Origin of the sequence: Burkholderia sp. FERM BP-3421 (genome assembly GCF_028657905.1) — a bacterium.
Lineage (GTDB): Bacteria > Pseudomonadota > Gammaproteobacteria > Burkholderiales > Burkholderiaceae > Burkholderia.
Genome location: NZ_CP117780.1, coordinates 382,288 through 398,077, shown reverse-complemented (window position 1 = coordinate 398,077; position 15,790 = coordinate 382,288). Strand labels below are relative to the sequence as shown.

16 protein-coding genes and 1 riboswitch are annotated in these 15,790 nt (G+C 67.2%); of the genes, 10 read left to right on the top strand and 6 right to left on the bottom strand.

Annotated elements, in window-relative coordinates; all coding sequences use genetic code 11:
• Positions 1-25: 25 nt before the first annotated feature.
• The 5 genes from thiD to Bsp3421_RS02555 are packed head-to-tail and all read right to left on the bottom strand — an operon-like array spanning position 26 to position 3,584.
• On the bottom strand, positions 26-868 hold the full coding sequence (thiD, locus tag Bsp3421_RS02575) for a bifunctional hydroxymethylpyrimidine kinase/phosphomethylpyrimidine kinase (protein WP_273995243.1): 843 nt from the start codon (positions 866-868) through the stop codon (positions 26-28).
• 35 nt (positions 869-903) lie between these two features.
• The gene (locus Bsp3421_RS02570) at positions 904-1,647 is read right to left on the bottom strand and encodes a class I SAM-dependent methyltransferase (RefSeq protein ID WP_273995242.1); all 744 of its coding nucleotides are present in this window, start codon (positions 1,645-1,647) and stop codon (positions 904-906) included.
• A 13-nt stretch (positions 1,648-1,660) separates the two neighbouring features.
• Positions 1,661-2,650 carry a thymidylate synthase gene (locus tag Bsp3421_RS02565; protein ID WP_273995241.1) on the bottom strand — a complete coding sequence of 330 codons (990 nt, stop codon included), beginning with the start codon at positions 2,648-2,650 and terminating at the stop codon, positions 1,661-1,663.
• Positions 2,651-2,652: 2 nt separating this feature from the next.
• Positions 2,653-3,108: a nucleoside 2-deoxyribosyltransferase gene (locus Bsp3421_RS02560; RefSeq protein WP_273995240.1), complete on the bottom strand. Its 456-nt coding sequence runs from the start codon at positions 3,106-3,108 to the stop codon at positions 2,653-2,655.
• On the bottom strand, positions 3,105-3,584 hold the full coding sequence (locus tag Bsp3421_RS02555; protein WP_273995239.1) for an NUDIX hydrolase: 480 nt from the start codon (positions 3,582-3,584) through the stop codon (positions 3,105-3,107). The genes Bsp3421_RS02560 and Bsp3421_RS02555 overlap by 4 nt, the downstream gene beginning before the upstream one ends.
• Before the next feature lie 591 nt (positions 3,585-4,175).
• Here Bsp3421_RS02555 and Bsp3421_RS02550 point away from each other — a divergent pair.
• Both Bsp3421_RS02550 and Bsp3421_RS02545 read left to right on the top strand, forming a co-directional pair.
• A complete protein-coding gene (locus Bsp3421_RS02550) occupies positions 4,176-4,970 on the top strand; it encodes a methyltransferase domain-containing protein (protein WP_337995245.1) in 795 nt (264 codons plus the stop codon).
• 37 nt (positions 4,971-5,007) lie between these two features.
• A complete protein-coding gene (locus Bsp3421_RS02545) occupies positions 5,008-6,171 on the top strand; it encodes a TauD/TfdA family dioxygenase (RefSeq protein ID WP_273995237.1) in 1,164 nt (387 codons plus the stop codon).
• Between the two features lie 61 nt (positions 6,172-6,232).
• On the opposite strand, the gene Bsp3421_RS02540 is transcribed toward Bsp3421_RS02545, so the two are convergent.
• Complete coding sequence (locus Bsp3421_RS02540) at positions 6,233-7,069, bottom strand: DMT family transporter (RefSeq protein WP_273995236.1); 837 nt, start codon at positions 7,067-7,069, stop codon at positions 6,233-6,235.
• A gap of 73 nt (positions 7,070-7,142) precedes the next feature.
• Positions 7,143-7,249: riboswitch (TPP riboswitch) on the bottom strand.
• Positions 7,250-7,466: 217 nt separating this feature from the next.
• Here Bsp3421_RS02540 and Bsp3421_RS02535 point away from each other — a divergent pair.
• The 8 genes from Bsp3421_RS02535 to Bsp3421_RS02500 all read left to right on the top strand — a co-directional run bounded on the left by Bsp3421_RS02535 (position 7,467) and on the right by Bsp3421_RS02500 (position 15,771).
• Positions 7,467-7,793 carry a thioredoxin family protein gene (locus Bsp3421_RS02535; RefSeq protein WP_273995233.1) on the top strand — a complete coding sequence of 109 codons (327 nt, stop codon included), beginning with the start codon at positions 7,467-7,469 and terminating at the stop codon, positions 7,791-7,793.
• Between the two features lie 16 nt (positions 7,794-7,809).
• On the top strand, positions 7,810-8,229 hold the full coding sequence (locus tag Bsp3421_RS02530; RefSeq protein ID WP_273995232.1) for a secondary thiamine-phosphate synthase enzyme YjbQ: 420 nt from the start codon (positions 7,810-7,812) through the stop codon (positions 8,227-8,229).
• A gap of 324 nt (positions 8,230-8,553) precedes the next feature.
• Positions 8,554-8,829, top strand: coding sequence for a formaldehyde-responsive transcriptional repressor FrmR (gene frmR, locus Bsp3421_RS02525; protein WP_273995231.1), 276 nt, complete (start codon positions 8,554-8,556; stop codon positions 8,827-8,829).
• 59 nt (positions 8,830-8,888) lie between these two features.
• Entirely contained in the window at positions 8,889-9,998 is a 1,110-nt protein-coding gene (locus Bsp3421_RS02520) for an S-(hydroxymethyl)glutathione dehydrogenase/class III alcohol dehydrogenase (RefSeq protein WP_273995230.1), read from the top strand.
• 90 nt (positions 9,999-10,088) lie between these two features.
• Positions 10,089-10,919, top strand: coding sequence for an S-formylglutathione hydrolase (gene fghA / locus Bsp3421_RS02515; RefSeq protein WP_273995229.1), 831 nt, complete (start codon positions 10,089-10,091; stop codon positions 10,917-10,919).
• Between the two features lie 607 nt (positions 10,920-11,526).
• Positions 11,527-12,444, top strand: coding sequence for a S1/P1 nuclease (locus tag Bsp3421_RS02510; protein ID WP_273995228.1), 918 nt, complete (start codon positions 11,527-11,529; stop codon positions 12,442-12,444).
• Between the two features lie 471 nt (positions 12,445-12,915).
• The gene (locus tag Bsp3421_RS02505) at positions 12,916-15,021 is read left to right on the top strand and encodes a c-type cytochrome (protein ID WP_443111423.1); all 2,106 of its coding nucleotides are present in this window, start codon (positions 12,916-12,918) and stop codon (positions 15,019-15,021) included.
• A gap of 423 nt (positions 15,022-15,444) precedes the next feature.
• The gene (locus Bsp3421_RS02500) at positions 15,445-15,771 is read left to right on the top strand and encodes a hypothetical protein (protein WP_273995213.1); all 327 of its coding nucleotides are present in this window, start codon (positions 15,445-15,447) and stop codon (positions 15,769-15,771) included.
• Positions 15,772-15,790 lie beyond the last annotated feature (19 nt).

Below are 15,790 nucleotides of genomic sequence, written 5' to 3'. Positions count from 1 at the left end.
CGATGACGCGGGCGCGCGCGATACGTCAGCGCCACAGCGCGTGAAAGTGGTGGGTCGGTCCGTGGCCGCGTCCCACGTCCAGCCGCCACGCTTCGGCCAGCGCGCCGTTCAGATAGTCCTTCGCGCGCCGTACGCTGTCCTGCATCGGGTGATGGGGAAGCAGCGCGGTGATCGCGGCCGACAGCGTGCATCCGGTGCCGTGGTCGTTCAGGGTGGCGATGCGCGGCGCGTCCAGCGCGATGGTCGTCTCCGGAACGAACAGCAGATCGGTGCTGACCTCGCCGCGCAGATGCCCGCCCTTCAGGAGCACCCACTGCGGACCGAGCGCGTGCAACGCGCGCAGCGCGTCATGCATCGCCTCCAGGGAGTCCGGCGCGGCGCGTCCGAGCAGCACGCCCGCTTCCGGCAGGTTCGGGGTGATCAGCGTAGCGATCGGGACGAGCCGCTCCCGGAGCGCCGCCGCCGCATCGGGCGAGAGCAGGCGGTCGCCGCTCTTGGCGACCATCACCGGATCCAACACGATCGTCCCGACCCGATGACGAATGAGCGCCGCGGCCACCGCCTCGACGATCTCCGCGGTGGCGAGCATGCCGATCTTCACCGCGTGTACGGTCACGTCGTCGAATACGGCGTCGATCTGGTCGGCGACGAAGGCGGGGTCGAGCGCGTGAAACCCCCGGACGCCGACCGTGTTCTGCGCGACCACGGCGGTGATCACCGACATGCCGTAGGCGCCCAGCGCGGAAAATGCCTTGAGGTCGGCCTGGATTCCGGCGCCGCCCGTCGGGTCGGTGCCGGCAATGGTCAGCACGTTGGCGATCCTGCCGGCGTCGCCGCCGGATTCGGCATCGGTTGCGCGCGCAGCCATCGCCGCCGCGTCGGATATCGCGTGCGTCATCGCCGTCAGCCGCGCGGTTTCGAGGCCTGGAACAGCACGAAGGGCGCATGGCCGCCGAGGTCGTCCGCGGCGGTGTCGGCGTTGCCCGCAGGCTGCGCATCGGCCACGTTCAGTTCCCTCGCTTCGTCGATCGCGAAGCCGGCCGAGATCAGCACGTCGCGATACGTGGGCGTGTCCCAGTGGGTGTCGATGATCTCGAAGGTCCCGTGCCCCGGCACGTCGAGGAAGACGGGGCGCGCGTCGCCGTCGGCATACGCGATGCCCGGATGCCCGTTGCGGAACGTCGGGTAGCGCACGCCCGTCGTGCGCGGATTCGTGTCGAGCACGTAGAAGCGGCCGCCCGGCTTCAGCACGCGGAACACGTCGGCCGCGATGCGGCCGAGTTCCGCCCGGTCCGGCACGTTGATGAACAGGAAGCAGCAGATCGCGGCATCGAAGCCGGCGTCGGCAAACGGCAGCGTGCCGCTGCGGATGTGGACATAGCGCAGCGTGTCGTCGCTGCCCGCGGCCGTGGCTTTCTCGATCATCGTGGGAGCGATGTCGACGCCCGTCACGCGCGCGATGCCGGCGGCCTTCAGCCGCCGCGACACCTTGCCGCCGCCGCAACCGTAGTCGAGCACGCTGATCGCGCCGCCCTGTGCGGCCTTGATCGCGGCGATCAGCGGTTGATAGCCGAAGCGGGCCTCGACGCGATCGTCGTAGGCATCGAACAGCCGCGAGACCTGGTCTTCCGTCCAATCGGTATTCATGGTGTATGCCTGCTTATTGAAGTGTGGTCAGGGCGATGCCCCAGCGATTGAGCACGTAGTCGCGATGGAGCGGGTGGAGGAGGTTCAGCGCCTCGTCCGCGACGGGCGCGCCGGCCTGGATCTGCCGATAGATCCAGAACAGGCACAGCACGTCGCGCCAGTACGCATCGAGGCCGATGTCCTGCAGCGCGTCGAGCGATACGCGCCCGGCGCGAATCCGTGCTTCGTGCTCCAGGACCCGCTGGATGGTGGCGGGCCCGCAACCGGCCGGCATGCGGGGCGGCTCGGCCGTGGTGACGGTCGACTCGGGCTGCAGCAGCAAGGCCTCGACCTGCGACAGGTTCTGGTCGTAGACATGGATCGAACCCACGTGGTGGGAATAGGCGCCGAGCGCGCAGCCGATCGCCGACGCGAGGTATTCCTGCAGGAACGTGAAGGAAAAGACGTCGTTCAGCAAGCCGACGTACGCATCGTTCGCGCGCATGAACGCCACCATGTTGAGGCGGCCGTCCCGCAGCAGCAGCTGCAGGCCCAGCGTGCAGGAGACATCGATGTTGCGCCGGTAGAGATCTTCGTGCGCATCGAAGATCTGCAGGACGACGCGCTTGCTCTCGGCGTCGTCGCGTTTCAGGATGTCGATCGCGCGCTCGATCTGGTCGAGCCCGTCGGCGCCGAAGTGCCGTAGCCGCGCGCCGTAGCCGGTGCCCGGTAGCGTCTTGCCGTCCGGGCTGTAGCGCGCCATCGAGGGTGCGTAGTATTCGATGAACGCGAGATCGTTCCGGCCCGACAGGTACCACAGCGCCTCCGCGTAATTGAAGACGATGTTTTGCTTGCGCGCGGCATGCTGGCAGAAGCGCGCGCGCGGATTGTCGATCCGCGCGCCGTAGCCGATGATTTCACGCTCCGCCTGCCCCCTGGGGGCATTCAGGTACTCGTACGCGGTACACACATCCCTGAGCGCGGCGAGATAGAGCGCATGGAGGTTCGGGAAGCGTGGCTGCATGGTCAGTGCCTGGCCTGGAGGCGTTCGATGGCCGCCTCGACCGTCGTCGGGTCGACATAGTCGTCGCGGTATTCGACGCGCTCGATCCGGGTTACTTCATCGAGGCCGCGCACGAGGTAGGCGTATTCCTGGTCCGCCTCGAGCAGCAGCACGATTGACTTGCCGAGCGCGGACGCCCAGCCCAGCTCGATGTGCGTGCCCGGCGACGCAGGCGCGCCGGGGAACGCGACGAAGTAATCGCACAGGCTGATCTGCTCGAAGTCGGTGCGGGTGCAGACGGCCGGCGTCATGAATTCGCGGCCCCATTTCTCGCGACGATGCGCGCAATGCACGTCCCAGCCCTGCTGCTCGAAATGCGCGATCACGCGGTCGAACAGCTTGATGCGCGCCTCGGACATCGTGCCCGTTCGCGGATCCACCCATGATTTGAAGGGGCCGCCCAGGAACATTCGCTTCATTGCTGATGCCTCTCTCGATTGGAATGATTGATTGCATGCGCGCGCAAGGCCACCCGCTCGACATGGTCGGCCAGCACGCCCGGAAATTCGCGGATGCCGTCGGGCACCCGCACCCACTGGCACCCGGCCGCATCGTCGCCGGGCCGGAGCGCGCCGCCGACGTAGCGGCACAGCAGGGCGATCAGCACGAAGTGGTGATGGCGGCCGGACGGGTCGAACTCGCGTACTTCGACGACGTCGACCAGCTCGCCTGCTTCCGCGCGCACGCCGGTTTCCTCCATCAACTCCCGCAGGACGGCATCGTGCAGGCTTTCGCCCGGCTCGACCGAGCCGCCCGGAAATCCCCAGCTGTCTTTCTGGGGTTCGTTCCTGCGCTGGACCAGGATCAGCTCGTCGCCGCGAAACGTGATGGCGATCACCGCCACGCGCGGCCGTGCGAAAGGCGGGCGCGCATCGGCGCCGGATTGGTCAACCATAGGTGCTTACTCCACAGAGCGCCGCGGGCGCGCCGCTCAGGTTCGTTCCGGGTGCGGAAAGCGGATGAACCATCAACGGGCCGCCGCACACGCAGCATGAGCCGCGGCCGCATTGTTCAATGCGCCGTCATGCCGGATCTACATCGGGATCGTGTGTCGACTACTAGAATTGTCAGTATTTTTTAAGGTAACACAATAATCTTTGATGAGTCTAATCCTCTCGATCCAATCGGTTGTGGTATATGTTCCGTCATGCCGAAATCAACGGCATTTCGATAATAAGATTGATAAGAAAATGATGTAGGGCGAAGGCGGACGATTGTTTGACGGATAACCCACATGCCAGGAGACGCGCCGCATGAATACCTGATAGACATGACAGCTCTCGATCGCACCCGGAAGGCCGCTGCGGGCCGGCGAGCCGCCGCGCGTCGCGCAGGCCGGATGCCGCGAATCGCGCGCCGGGCGAACCCCTCGCTTCTGAAGTCCATTTCGCCCGAGTCGCCGGCTCGAATAAATGGCGATCTATTGCTCCCTATATAAAACTGCAGCCTTGTGGAGAGGCATTCTCAAATACAAGAGAGGTCGATCATGCATGCAAGCGTCGTGGGAATATCCGAGAAATACGAATCACAACGGTATACGGATCCGCATAATATTCTCCGTTCCGAAATTATCTATGGAGATGGATTTCAGAGTCCCGGCGGGCTGGCCGGATTCAAGGCGATGCTGGCCGACAGGATGGCGCTCCGGCCGGGCATGCGTCTGCTCGACATCGGTTCAGGCCTCGGCGGCGCCGCGTTCTATCTGGCCGCCCGCCACGATGTCGAGGTCGTGGCGCTCGATACCGCGCACCGCATGACCGAGTTGTCCGTGATCCGCCAGGCCGCGCTGGATCCGCGGCGGCGCGTGCGTTTCATCCACGGCGACGTCCATGTGGGCAGTCTCGACGCGGAACGGTTCGACATCATCTATTCGCGCGATGCGCTCATGTATGAACCCGACAAGCCGGGCCTGTTCGCGCGATGCCATGCCTTGCTCGCGCCGGGCGGCGGGCTGTTCATCTCGGACTTCTGCCGGAACGGCACGTCGTCCGAATTCGATACCTACACCGCCGCGAGCGGCTACGACCTGAAATCGATCGACGCGTACGCGCGCATCATCGCGGCGGCCGGCTTCCGGCTCGTGGAGCACGGCGACGTGAGCCGGGTGGCCGAAGCGCAGCTCGTCGATGATCTTCAGCACTATCAAGCGAGGCGGGCCGTGGGCGACCCCTCGATCGACGAGGCCGACGCCGAGCACATCGTCGAGCGCTGGCAGCGGAAGATCCGCTACATGCAATCGGGATGGCTGACGCAAGGCGTGTTCGCGGCCGAGAAAGTCTGACCCGGCGCCGGGTCGCGGTTCTTCCAGGAGATTCGTCATGCTGACCTCGCATCATCGGCACCTCCAGATCGATTGGCAGGACGGCCGTGCTGGCCGGTATCACTGGGTATGGCTGCGTCAGGCCTGCCGATGCGATCGTTGCTTCAACAACTACTGTCATCAGCGGCACTTCGATCCGAGCGTCGTACCGGCCGACATCCAGCCGACGAGCGTCGCGACGGATCACGTCGGCCTGCGCATCGTCTGGCGGGACGGGCACGTCAGCACGTATGCGCTGGACTGGCTGCGGGACCGGGACTACGGCGAGCACGCGGCGCCCGTCCCGTCGGACGAACGCCCCGCGTGGCGGCGCTGGCCCGACGGCGCGCCCGCCTCGATGCGCTTCGACCTGGGCGATGCGCTCGACAGCGACGCGGTGCTGCAGCGCGCGCTGCAGCACCTGTTCGAATACGGGATCGTCGTGCTGAAGGCGGATTCCGCCGCGCCGGGCGCGGAATTCGGCGGCGTGTGCCGTCAACTGGCCGGATTTCTCGACCGTTCGTACTTCGGCGAGTTCTTCGATCTCGAGGTGAAGGCGGACGAGGAAACCGACAGCGTGTCGTTCAGCACGAAGGCGCTGCCGTTGCATACGGACATTCCGTATTGCTCGCCGCCGCCCGACTACCAGTTCCTGTACGGCCTCGATGTCAGCCCGCGATGCGCGCTGGACAACATCGGCAACACGCGCTTCGTCGACGGCTACACGATCGCGTCGGAGTTGCGGGAAGCGACGCCCGCCGCGTTCGAAAAGCTGGCGAACACGCCGGTGTTGTATCGCGCGGAGTATCCGAAGGCGCGCAAGGTGTACGAGCACCGCACGCCGATCATTCGCCTCACGCCGGCGGGGGCGATCGAACGCCTGATCAACAACCCGACGAAGATGTTCTTCGACGGCGTCGGCTTCGACGACATGCTGCCGTTCTTCGACGCGTATCAGGCGCTGAAAACCCGGCTCGTCGACACGACGAAGGCGTATACGCATGCGTGGTCGCAGGGCGACATGGTGGTGTGGGACAACCGCCGCATCTTCCACGGGCGCGGCGATTTCGGGGCGAGCGGCTTCAAGCGCACGTTGCGCGGCGGCTATTTCCGGGAAGGCGAACTGCGGGCGCGGTCGAGGTTCCTGGCCGCCGAGGCGGCGCGGCGGCCGGTGTATTCGTAACGCACGGGGCGCATGGGCGCGCGCGGCCGCGGATGCGCCGCGCGCGTGCCCGGCTCGGGCCTCAGGCGCGATAGGTCAGGCAGACCGCGCCGATCACCACCGCCATGCTGGCCGCGACGCGATGCCGGGTCGGACGTTCGCCGAGGCACAGCCAGCCGATGATCACCGAGAACACGATGCTGGTCTCCCGGATCGCCGACACCGGCCCGAGCGGCCCGAGCGACAGCGCGGCGACGGTCGCCGCGTAGCTGATCATCGAGATGACGCCGCCCAGCATGGCCTTGACGGTCTCGTTGCGGGCATAGCCCTTGGCGAGCTTGCCGCCGTACAGCGCATACACGGCCGGCATCAGGATCCCGTAGAGGATGAAAATCCAGGCCGCGTAGGCGCGCGGATCGCCGGCGAGCCTGACGCCCACGCCGTCGGTCGTCACGTAGCTGCCGATGAACAGCCCCGTGACGAGCGCGGCGAGCAGCGGCCGCGCCTGGATCCGGCGGCGGCCGAGCGCGAGACTCGCGATGCCGCCCGAGATCAGCAGGACGCCGAGCAGCGAGCCGTCGTGGAGCGTCTGCCCGGCGAACAGGTAGCCGCCGATCGTCACGAGGAGCGGCACGGTGCCCCTGACGATCGGGTAGATCAGGCCCAGTTCGGCGCCCTTGTACGCATACGCGAGGAAGAGGCTGTAGCCCACCTGCAGCATGGCCGAGACGCCGAGATACGGCCAGCTCGCGCGCGCGGGCAGCGGCAGGAAGAGCGCGCACGCGGCCGCCGCCGCGGTCGTGGCGAAACTCATGACGGTGATGCTCCACAGCCGGTCGGCGCCGCTGCGCAGCACGGCGTTCCAGGTCGCGTGCAGGATCGCGGCAAACAGGACCAGCGCAATGACGGGCGGGGTCATCGGCGTGATCGGCCCGGGCGGTGGAGCGGAGGGGCGGCGGCGGTGGAGCCCGCGCCAGGGGAGGGTGTGCAGGACACGTCGATGACCTCATTCCTACGCCGGCATTATCCGGATCAGGTTTAGGGGTCGTTCCGCACCCGGAACCTCTCAGCCGGCAAACCGGCTCCCCCTGATGGCTCACGCATTATGGGTAAGAAGCCGGGGATCGGCAAGCATCGCGCCGCGCGGCGTCTGCCGCGCTCGCTCGTTCATGCGTTCATGCCGCCTGTCATGCCGCTGCGCGCCCGCCGCAGTCCGCGCGTCGCATCGGCTGCGGCGCGGCCGGCTTTCCGCTACAGTAGGGCCGCTGGCTTCGCAGCAGGTCACAGCCCTTTTTTCACGGTATCCGAGAGCGGCGATGCATACTCCAACGGCCTACACCCCTGACGCCCCCGCGCGCACCGAAGTTGACGCGCTCGCGGGCATGACGGTCCTCGAATTCGGCGCCAACTGGTGCGGTATCTGCGCGGGGGCGCAGCCGGCGATTCAAGCCGCGTTCGCGGCGCATCCCGCGGTCCGGCATCTGAAGATCGAGGACGGCCCCGGCCGGCCGCTGGGTCGTTCGTTCCGCATCAAGCTGTGGCCCACCCTCGTGTTCCTGCGCGAGGGCGTCGAAGTCGCCCGCGTCGTGCGTCCCGACAGCGCCGCGCAGATCGAGGCCGAGGGCTTCGCCGCGCTGGCTTGAGCCGCGCCCGCTGATCATGCGACAGGCGATCGGACACCTTCTCGTCGAGTCGCGCGGGGCGGGGCTCGTCGAATTCACGGGGCAGGCGCAGGCCTTCGTCGAGCGGCAAGCGATTCGCACCGGGCTGCTGACCGTGTTTTGCCGGCATACCTCGGCTTCGCTGTTGATCCAGGAGAACGCGGACCCGTCGGTGCGGCGCGACCTGGAGCGCTACTTCGCCGCCCTCGCGCCGGAGGATGCGTCACGCTACGAGCACGACGCGGAAGGCCCCGACGACATGCCCGCGCATCTGCGCGCGGCGCTGACCCAGGTGCAATTGTCGATCCCGGTCGAGCATGGGCGCATGGTGCTGGGCACCTGGCAAGGCCTCTACCTCTTCGAGCATCGCCGCGCGGGCCATCGGCGCGAGGTCGTGCTGCACCTGATCGGCGCGTGACGGCGCCTGCGCCCGATGAGGCCGGGCAGCCGACGGACGCTGTATGCGAGGTCGCCGCGACTTCGCCCGATCCTCCTCTTCCGGTCAACCGCGTTCTCCCGTCCCGCCCGAACTGCCCTCCGTCTCCCCACGCCCTCCGCCACGACCCGACGCCGACACTTCGCGTCGCGACGGAGCCTGTCCCGGACCTGGCGCGCCGGCGGGTCATTCCAAGCCACGCCGGATTGCCCGAAGGTCGCTGCCCGACGCGCCGGCGAGATAGCGCTTGATACTAGGTGGGAGTATTGGGTAACATACCCCCACCTAGTATCAAGCGAATCGCTCATGCCGCATACCGCCGAGGAAAAGAAGCGCGTGCTGGCCCGCGTGCGTCGTGTGCGCGGGCAACTGGATGCGCTGGAGCGCGCGCTCGAGGAGGGCGCCGATTGCGGTCCGATCCTCCAGCAGATCGCCGCCGTGCGCGGCGCCATCAACGGCTTGATGGCGGGCGTGCTCGAAAGCCATCTGCGTGAAGAGTTCGCGCATCTGGGCGACGCGAACGAGGCGGCGCAGCAGTCCGTCGACGGCATCGTGTCCCTGGTGCGTTCCTACCTACGCTAACCTTCAACGGCGGCTGCTCGAACGGTCGTCCGCTCCCCATTCTTCGTGTGAGGATAGTCATGAAATCACGTGCTGCTGTTGCATTCGCCGCGGGCCAACCGCTGGAAATCGTCGAGATCGATGTCGAGCCGCCCCGCAAAGGCGAGGTCCTGGTGAAGATCACGCACACGGGCGTGTGTCATACCGACGCGTTCACCCTGTCGGGCGACGATCCGGAAGGCCTGTTCCCGGTCGTGCTGGGGCACGAGGGCGCCGGTATCGTGGTGGAAGTCGGCGAGGGCGTGACGAGCGTCAAGCCCGGCGACCATGTCATCCCGCTCTACACGGCCGAATGCGGCGAGTGCCTGTTCTGCAAGAGCGGCAAGACCAACCTGTGCGTGTCCGTGCGCGCGACGCAGGGCAAGGGCGTGATGCCGGACGGCACCACGCGCTTCAGCTACCGGGGCCAGCCGATCTATCACTACATGGGGTGCTCGACCTTCAGCGAATACACGGTCGTGGCCGAAGTCTCGCTCGCCAGGATCGATCCGCGCGCGAACCCCGAGCAGGTCTGCCTGCTCGGCTGCGGCGTCACCACGGGCCTGGGCGCCGTGAAGAATACGGCGAAGGTGCAGGAAGGCGATTCGGTGGCCGTCTTCGGGCTGGGCGGCATCGGTCTTGCCGTGATCCAGGGCGCGAAGCTGGCCAAGGCGGGCCGCATCATCGCCGTCGACACCAACCCGGGCAAGTTCGACCTCGCCAGGGCCTTTGGCGCGACCGACGTCGTGAATCCGAAGGATCATGAAAAGCCCATCCAGCAGGTCATCGTCGAGATGACGGGCTGGGGCGTCGACCATAGCTTCGAATGCATCGGCAACGTCAACGTGATGCGCGCGGCGCTCGAGTGCGCGCATCGCGGCTGGGGCCAGTCCGTCGTCATCGGCGTGGCCGGCGCGGGCCAGGAAATCTCCACGCGTCCGTTCCAGCTGGTGACGGGCCGCCGCTGGCTCGGGACGGCCTTCGGCGGCGTGAAGGGGCGCTCGGAACTGCCGGGCATGGTGCAGGACGCGATGTCCGGCACGATCCAACTCGCGCCGTTCGTGACGCACACGAAGCCGCTCGCCGAGATCAACGAGGCGTTCGATCTGATGCATGAAGGCAAGTCGATCCGCACGGTTGTCCACTATTGATGCGGCGCGCGGGGCCGGGGCCGTTCGGCGTCCGGTCCCGCCGACACGGCGCGGTTCGCGCGAACGGAACTACCGGGAGGTTTAACCAGCATGGAACGCGTTGAGCGACACGCGAGCCACGGCGGCAGCCAGGAGGTGTGGAAGCACGCCTCGTCCACCGTGGGATGCGACATGAAATTCGGCATCTATCTGCCCGGCGCCGCGTTGCGCGGGCACACGTGCCCGGTGCTGTACTGGCTCTCGGGCCTGACTTGCACCGAGCAGAACTTCATCACGAAGGCGGGCGCGCAGGCCTATGCCGAGGCGCACGGCATCATCGTCGTCGCGCCCGACACGAGCCCGCGCGGCGACGACGTGGCCGACGACCCGGGCTACGACCTCGGCACGGGCGCGGGGTTCTACGTCAATGCGACGCAGCAGCCGTGGGCGGCCCATTACCGCATGTACGACTACGTGGTGCATGAACTGCCGGCCTTGATCGAGTCGGCGTTTCCGGCCAGCGACGCGCGTGCGATCAGCGGTCATTCGATGGGCGGGCATGGCGCCTTGACCATTGCGCTGCGCAATCCGGCGCGCTACCGGAGCGCATCGGCGTTCTCGCCGATCGTGGCGCCTAGCCAGGTGCCCTGGGGCGAAAAGGCCTTCACGGCCTACCTCGGCGACGATCGCGACGCGTGGAAGCGGCACGACGCGGTGGAACTGGTGAAGCAGGCGACCGACAGGCTGCCGTTGCTGGTCGATCAAGGGGAAGGGGACGAGTTCCTCGCGGTCCAGTTGAAGCCGCAGCTTCTGCGCGAGGCCTGCGAGGCGGCGGGGTATCCGCTGCAATTGAACCTGCGGCCGGGGTTCGATCACAGCTACTACTTCATCGCCAGCTTCATCGGCGAGCACCTGGCTTTTCATGCCGACGCGTTGAAGTGAACGTGCCTCGGCGCTGAAGCGGGGGCGACGCGGCCGGCTATGCGTCGGCCGCGTCGTTCGCGTTTCACCTGGGCGGCAGAAGTCCGTGGTGTGACACGGATGCCGCCGTCGGCTCAGGCGGGACAAGAGATTCGCCGCTCGCGTCGAGCGTCAACGGATTGCATGTCGATGTCGGTTGCATGACGGATGCGGCGCACATCGCGCGGCTGCAATCGATATCGCTCCGACGTTCTTCCGGAATCCCAACGATTGAAGCGCTTGCCCGCTATGTGAGCAATGCGGGCGAGCAAAGCCGGCGCACGCAGCCTGCCCCACCACCGGGCGGCATCCGTCCTCGATCGGTGCGCATGTGATCGGCTTGTGAAACGACGCGCGCCTCGAACCTGGCTTTCCCTTACGCGGAAATACCAGTCCTTCTTTCAGAAAGATACATTTCGCAATCCGATCGAAATGTCATCGACCGTTCATTTGCAGGGCGTTAGGATGGGCCCGCGTCATTCCCATTCCAATCCCCACTGAGAGAAAGCGCACCATGGCCGATCTTCCGCAGAGCAAACACGTCACTCAAAACGACCACGCGCCGCGCGCGCGGCGCCCGTTTCGTCCGATGCTGAAAGGGCTGGCGGGCGCGCTATGCCTGTCTGCCGCGTCGAGCGTCTTCGCCTGGGGCGACGAAGGGCACGAAGTGGTCGCGACGATCGCGAACTACTACCTGACGAGCCAGACCCGCGACGCCGTGAACGCGATCCTCGCCACGGACACGAGCGGCCTGACCGCCACCGACATCGCGAGCGAAGCGACCTGGGCGGACCGGTATCGCACCTCGCATTCGTATACGTCGGGCTGGCACTATGTCGACACGGAGATCGGCACGGGCGATATCGACGCGGCCTGCTTCGGGCACCCGCCGCTGCCGGCCAACACGCTCGCCTCGCAAGGCCCGGCGCAGGCATGCGTGGTCGACAAGATCAATCAATTCGTCACGGAATTGCAAGCGCCGGATACCTCGGACGCCGAACGGCTGATGGCGCTGCAGTTCGTGCTGCATTTCGTCGGCGACGAACACCAGCCGCTGCATTCGAGCGACGACAACGACGAGGGCGGCAACGAGAAAAAAGCGTCGGCGAGCGGAATCAAGGCGAGCAACCTGCACAGCTACTGGGACACGGCCTTCGTCCAGCAACTGGGCAGCAGCGCCGCCGACGTCGCCAACACGCTGATCCCGCAGATCGCGCCGTCCGACATCGCCGGCTGGCAGACGCAAACGCCGCGCGACTGGTCGCTCGAGGCCTTCGGCGTGGCGCAGCGCGATTCATACGGGCTGCTGCCGGCGCCCAACAGCAAGGGCGCGTATGTGCTGTCGTCCCACTACGTGAACACGGCGACGAACGACGTGGCGCTGCAATTGAAGCGCGCCGGCGTGCGTCTGGCGAAGGTGCTGAACGATGCGAACCTGAGCGCGCCGGGCGCGGCGCGGGCGGCCAAGGCGTCGAAGGCTATGCTGGTCTCGCCGTTCGGCGGGTAGGCAGCAGGCAGGCCGACGCGGACCGCTCCGGGCATCCGGTGGCCCGGCGGTTCGCGCGGCGACGCGCCGTGCCCGCCCGCCGGCGCTCGACGGCGTCGCGTCGGCATCGAGCCGCAACCGAACATCGCCTTGCGCAGCGCCCGTCCCGGTGTTCGCGGCGGGTTGAGCGCGCATCCCGTTCCGCCTCGTCCCGCCCGCCGTCTGCTATCTCTGATGAAACAATCGCCGGGCTTGAGTTCTCGCTTGATGATCATCAAGCGTGCGCCCGCATGATCCCCGCATACTGATTCCGCAGTGGGGACCATCAGGGCATCGCGACACGGACAGCCGGCCCAGGCGCTGAACTGAACGCCTGGCGGCCTTGTCCCGCGCTCGACGCATGCCGCCAATCAAAAGAAAGCACGCGTTCAGAGAATGAGTATGAAGCTTGGGGGTAGGACGACGGCGCTGGGTCGCGTCGCACGGATGTTCATGGTGGCGGGCATGCTCGCCCAGGTCGCGCCGGCGTGGCCGGCCTCCGATGTGTCGCCGCATGTCGCGCCGCCCCGGATCATCGACGACCTGCCCGCCCACTATGCCGCGGATCTCGACGCCGCGACGCGCGCCCAGGTGGCGCGCGGGCGCTACGTGGCGCGTCTCGGCGATTGCGTGGCCTGCCATACGGGCGACAAGTCCAGGCCCCTGGCGGGCGGCCTGGCGCTGCAAACGCCGTTCGGCGAACTGCATTCGACCAACATCACGCCCGATCCGGCGACCGGCATCGGACGCTATCGCTTCGAGCAGTTCGATCGCGCGATGCGCCGGGGCGTGGCCGCCGACGGCCATCACCTGTATCCGGCGATGCCCTATCCGTCGTACGCGAAGATCTCGCCGGAGGACATGCGGGCGCTGTACAGCTATCTGATGCAGGGCGTGGCCCCGGTCCGGCAGGCCAACCGGCCGCTCGCGCTGCGCTTCCCGTTCAACCAGCGCTGGGGCCTCGCGCTGTGGAACCGGGCCTTTCTCGACGCTGTGCCCTTCAAGGCCGACGCCGCGCGCGGCGTGGAATGGAATCGCGGCGCCTATATCGTCCAGGGGCTCGGGCACTGCGGCGCGTGTCATACGCCGCGGGGCCTCGGGTTCCAGGAAAAGACCATGTCGGACGCCGGGGCCGGCGGCCGCGACTACCTCGCGGGCGAGACCGTCGAGGGCTGGCGCGCGCTCAGCCTGCGCGCGCTGTGGACGCCGCCGGAGACGGCCGAGATGCTCAAGACCGGGCGCAATCGCTACGGCACGGTGTCGGGCAACATGGTGGACGTGGTCCAACACAGCACGCAGTACATGAGCGACGGCGACCTGCTCGCCGTCGGCGTCTATCTCAAGTCGCTGCCCGCCGCCGAGCACGACAAGCCGATGCAGGTGGCGCAAGGTCCGGCGCCGGCGATCGCGCCGGCTCCCGAGGCCGCGTCGCGGGAGCCGGCCGCGCTCTACACCTCGCGCGGCGGCTTGGGATATCTGCAATTCTGCAACGACTGCCACCGTGCGGATGGGGCCGGGGTTCGCGACGTGTTTCCGCCGTTGGCGGGCAATACCGCGTTGCGCTCGGAGGATCCGTCGACGCTGATCCACATCATGCTGACGGGCTGGCGTTCGGCGCAGACCGTGCGTCATGCGCGGGTGCTCACGATGCCGGCGTTTTCGCCGCTCGGCGATCAGGAGATCGCGGAGATTCTCAATTTCGTGCGCAGCAGCTGGGGCCGCGCCGATGCGCGGGCCATCGGCGCGGGCGAGGTCGGGCGGATGCGGCGGCAACTGCATGCGGGGCACGGCGGCGACACGCGGTTCGAGACGCCGCGCCTCGCCGACATGCTCGGCGAGCCCAACGCGGGCCAGCTCACGCAGGGGGCGCGCCTGAACCTCGACACGCGGCGGATGTTGCCCGGACAGGTCGGCAACGCCCTGAACTGCGCGAGCTGCCACCTCAATGCCGGGACGGTCGCCGACGGTTCGCCGTATGTCGGCCTCTCGGCGTTCTTTCCGAGCTATGCGCCGCGCGCCGGCCGGGTGATCTCGCTGGCGGAGCGCATCAACGGCTGCTTCCTGCGCTCGATGAACGGCAAGCCGCTGCCGCCGGACTCGGCGGACATGAAGGCGATGGTGGCCTATTTCGACTGGATGCGCCGCGAGACCCGGCCCGGCGACACGGTCGAAGGGCGCGGCGTCGGCAAGATCAGCAACCGGATCGTGCCGGACGCCGGCAACGGCAGGAAGGTCTACGCGGCGCAGTGCGCGATGTGCCACGGCGGGGACGGGGAGGGGGTGAAGAACGCCGCGGGCGGATGGGTGTACCCGCCGCTCTGGGGCGACGACTCGTTCAACCTTGGCGCGGGCATGGCGCGTACCTATACGGCGGCCGCCTTCGTGAAGCGCAACATGCCGATCGCGTTCCATGACCGCTTCCCGCTCGGACAGGGGGGCCTGACCGATCAGGAAACGGTGGATGTCGCGGAATATTTCACGCATCAGCCGCGTCCGGACTTCGCGGGCAAGGTCAAGGACTGGCCGAAGGACAGGAAGCCGGCCGACGCGCGGTATTGAACGGCCCGGGCGGACCCGTGGCGGGTCGCGGCTTGCTGCGCGTCGGCGAGGCCGGTTCGCCGGGCTTCTCCGCGCGCCCGGCCCGGTTGCCTCATACCGCGACGCGCGAGGCCGCGGGCGCGCCGTCCCGAGCGAATGCCGGATGCGGATGAACGCTCGCCCGGAAGTCCACGCGGTATCGAAGGAAGCCCGGGTTGCGCCCTGCAATCGGGTGAGGCCCAATTGTTAGGCGAGGTTTGATGATTGGCGCGAGTGAAGTGCGCGCAGCAAACTTCAATCATTGACAGAGCCGCGCCGTTTCGATGAAGAGCGGCGTATTCCTCGCTATATTACGTCCACGCGCACTCGCTTCGCGTGGCGCGCATGGTCGCGCGGGGGCTGCCCCGCGCGATTCGTCCGACAGCTCTCCAGAGATCCCGACGTATGAGCGCGCATCAAGAGAATAGCGACGAGCGTTATCGCGTACTGTCCAACGACATATCGGTGTTGGAAACCATCGCGCAACTCGCTCTGGAAAACGCTCGCCAGCAGGTCACGTATTTTTCCCGCCTGGCGGCGCTTGCCCGATACGGAACCGAACCCGAATGTCCCGATATCGATCGTTCGGTCCTGCTGGCTTCGATCGAGCACCTCAGCGAGCGCTACGAGCGCGAGGTGAACAACCAGGAAGAAGCCTTGCGCGCGGCGTATGCGTTGCGCGAAGCGCATCGGGACGACAAATGGTCGCGCGCATCGACGATGCCGCATTGAATCCCGATCGCCTGCGCAC

Excerpts from the sequence above, each read along its gene's own strand:
- thiD (WP_273995243.1), bottom strand. The coding sequence starts at position 868 with ATGGCTGCGCGCGCAACCGATGCCGAATCCGGCGGCGACGCCGGCAGG.
- Bsp3421_RS02570 (WP_273995242.1), bottom strand. The coding sequence starts at position 1,647 with ATGAATACCGATTGGACGGAAGACCAGGTCTCGCGGCTGTTCGATGCC.
- Bsp3421_RS02565 (WP_273995241.1), bottom strand. The coding sequence starts at position 2,650 with ATGCAGCCACGCTTCCCGAACCTCCATGCGCTCTATCTCGCCGCGCTC.
- Bsp3421_RS02560 (WP_273995240.1), bottom strand. The coding sequence starts at position 3,108 with ATGAAGCGAATGTTCCTGGGCGGCCCCTTCAAATCATGGGTGGATCCG.
- Bsp3421_RS02555 (WP_273995239.1), bottom strand. The coding sequence starts at position 3,584 with ATGGTTGACCAATCCGGCGCCGATGCGCGCCCGCCTTTCGCACGGCCG.
- Bsp3421_RS02550 (WP_337995245.1), top strand. The coding sequence starts at position 4,176 with ATGCATGCAAGCGTCGTGGGAATATCCGAGAAATACGAATCACAACGG.
- Bsp3421_RS02545 (WP_273995237.1), top strand. The coding sequence starts at position 5,008 with ATGCTGACCTCGCATCATCGGCACCTCCAGATCGATTGGCAGGACGGC.
- Bsp3421_RS02540 (WP_273995236.1), bottom strand. The coding sequence starts at position 7,069 with ATGACCCCGCCCGTCATTGCGCTGGTCCTGTTTGCCGCGATCCTGCAC.
- Bsp3421_RS02535 (WP_273995233.1), top strand. The coding sequence starts at position 7,467 with ATGCATACTCCAACGGCCTACACCCCTGACGCCCCCGCGCGCACCGAA.
- Bsp3421_RS02530 (WP_273995232.1), top strand. The coding sequence starts at position 7,810 with ATGCGACAGGCGATCGGACACCTTCTCGTCGAGTCGCGCGGGGCGGGG.
- frmR (WP_273995231.1), top strand. The coding sequence starts at position 8,554 with ATGCCGCATACCGCCGAGGAAAAGAAGCGCGTGCTGGCCCGCGTGCGT.
- Bsp3421_RS02520 (WP_273995230.1), top strand. The coding sequence starts at position 8,889 with ATGAAATCACGTGCTGCTGTTGCATTCGCCGCGGGCCAACCGCTGGAA.
- fghA (WP_273995229.1), top strand. The coding sequence starts at position 10,089 with ATGGAACGCGTTGAGCGACACGCGAGCCACGGCGGCAGCCAGGAGGTG.
- Bsp3421_RS02510 (WP_273995228.1), top strand. The coding sequence starts at position 11,527 with ATGCTGAAAGGGCTGGCGGGCGCGCTATGCCTGTCTGCCGCGTCGAGC.
- Bsp3421_RS02505 (WP_443111423.1), top strand. The coding sequence starts at position 12,916 with ATGGTGGCGGGCATGCTCGCCCAGGTCGCGCCGGCGTGGCCGGCCTCC.
- Bsp3421_RS02500 (WP_273995213.1), top strand. The coding sequence starts at position 15,445 with ATGAGCGCGCATCAAGAGAATAGCGACGAGCGTTATCGCGTACTGTCC.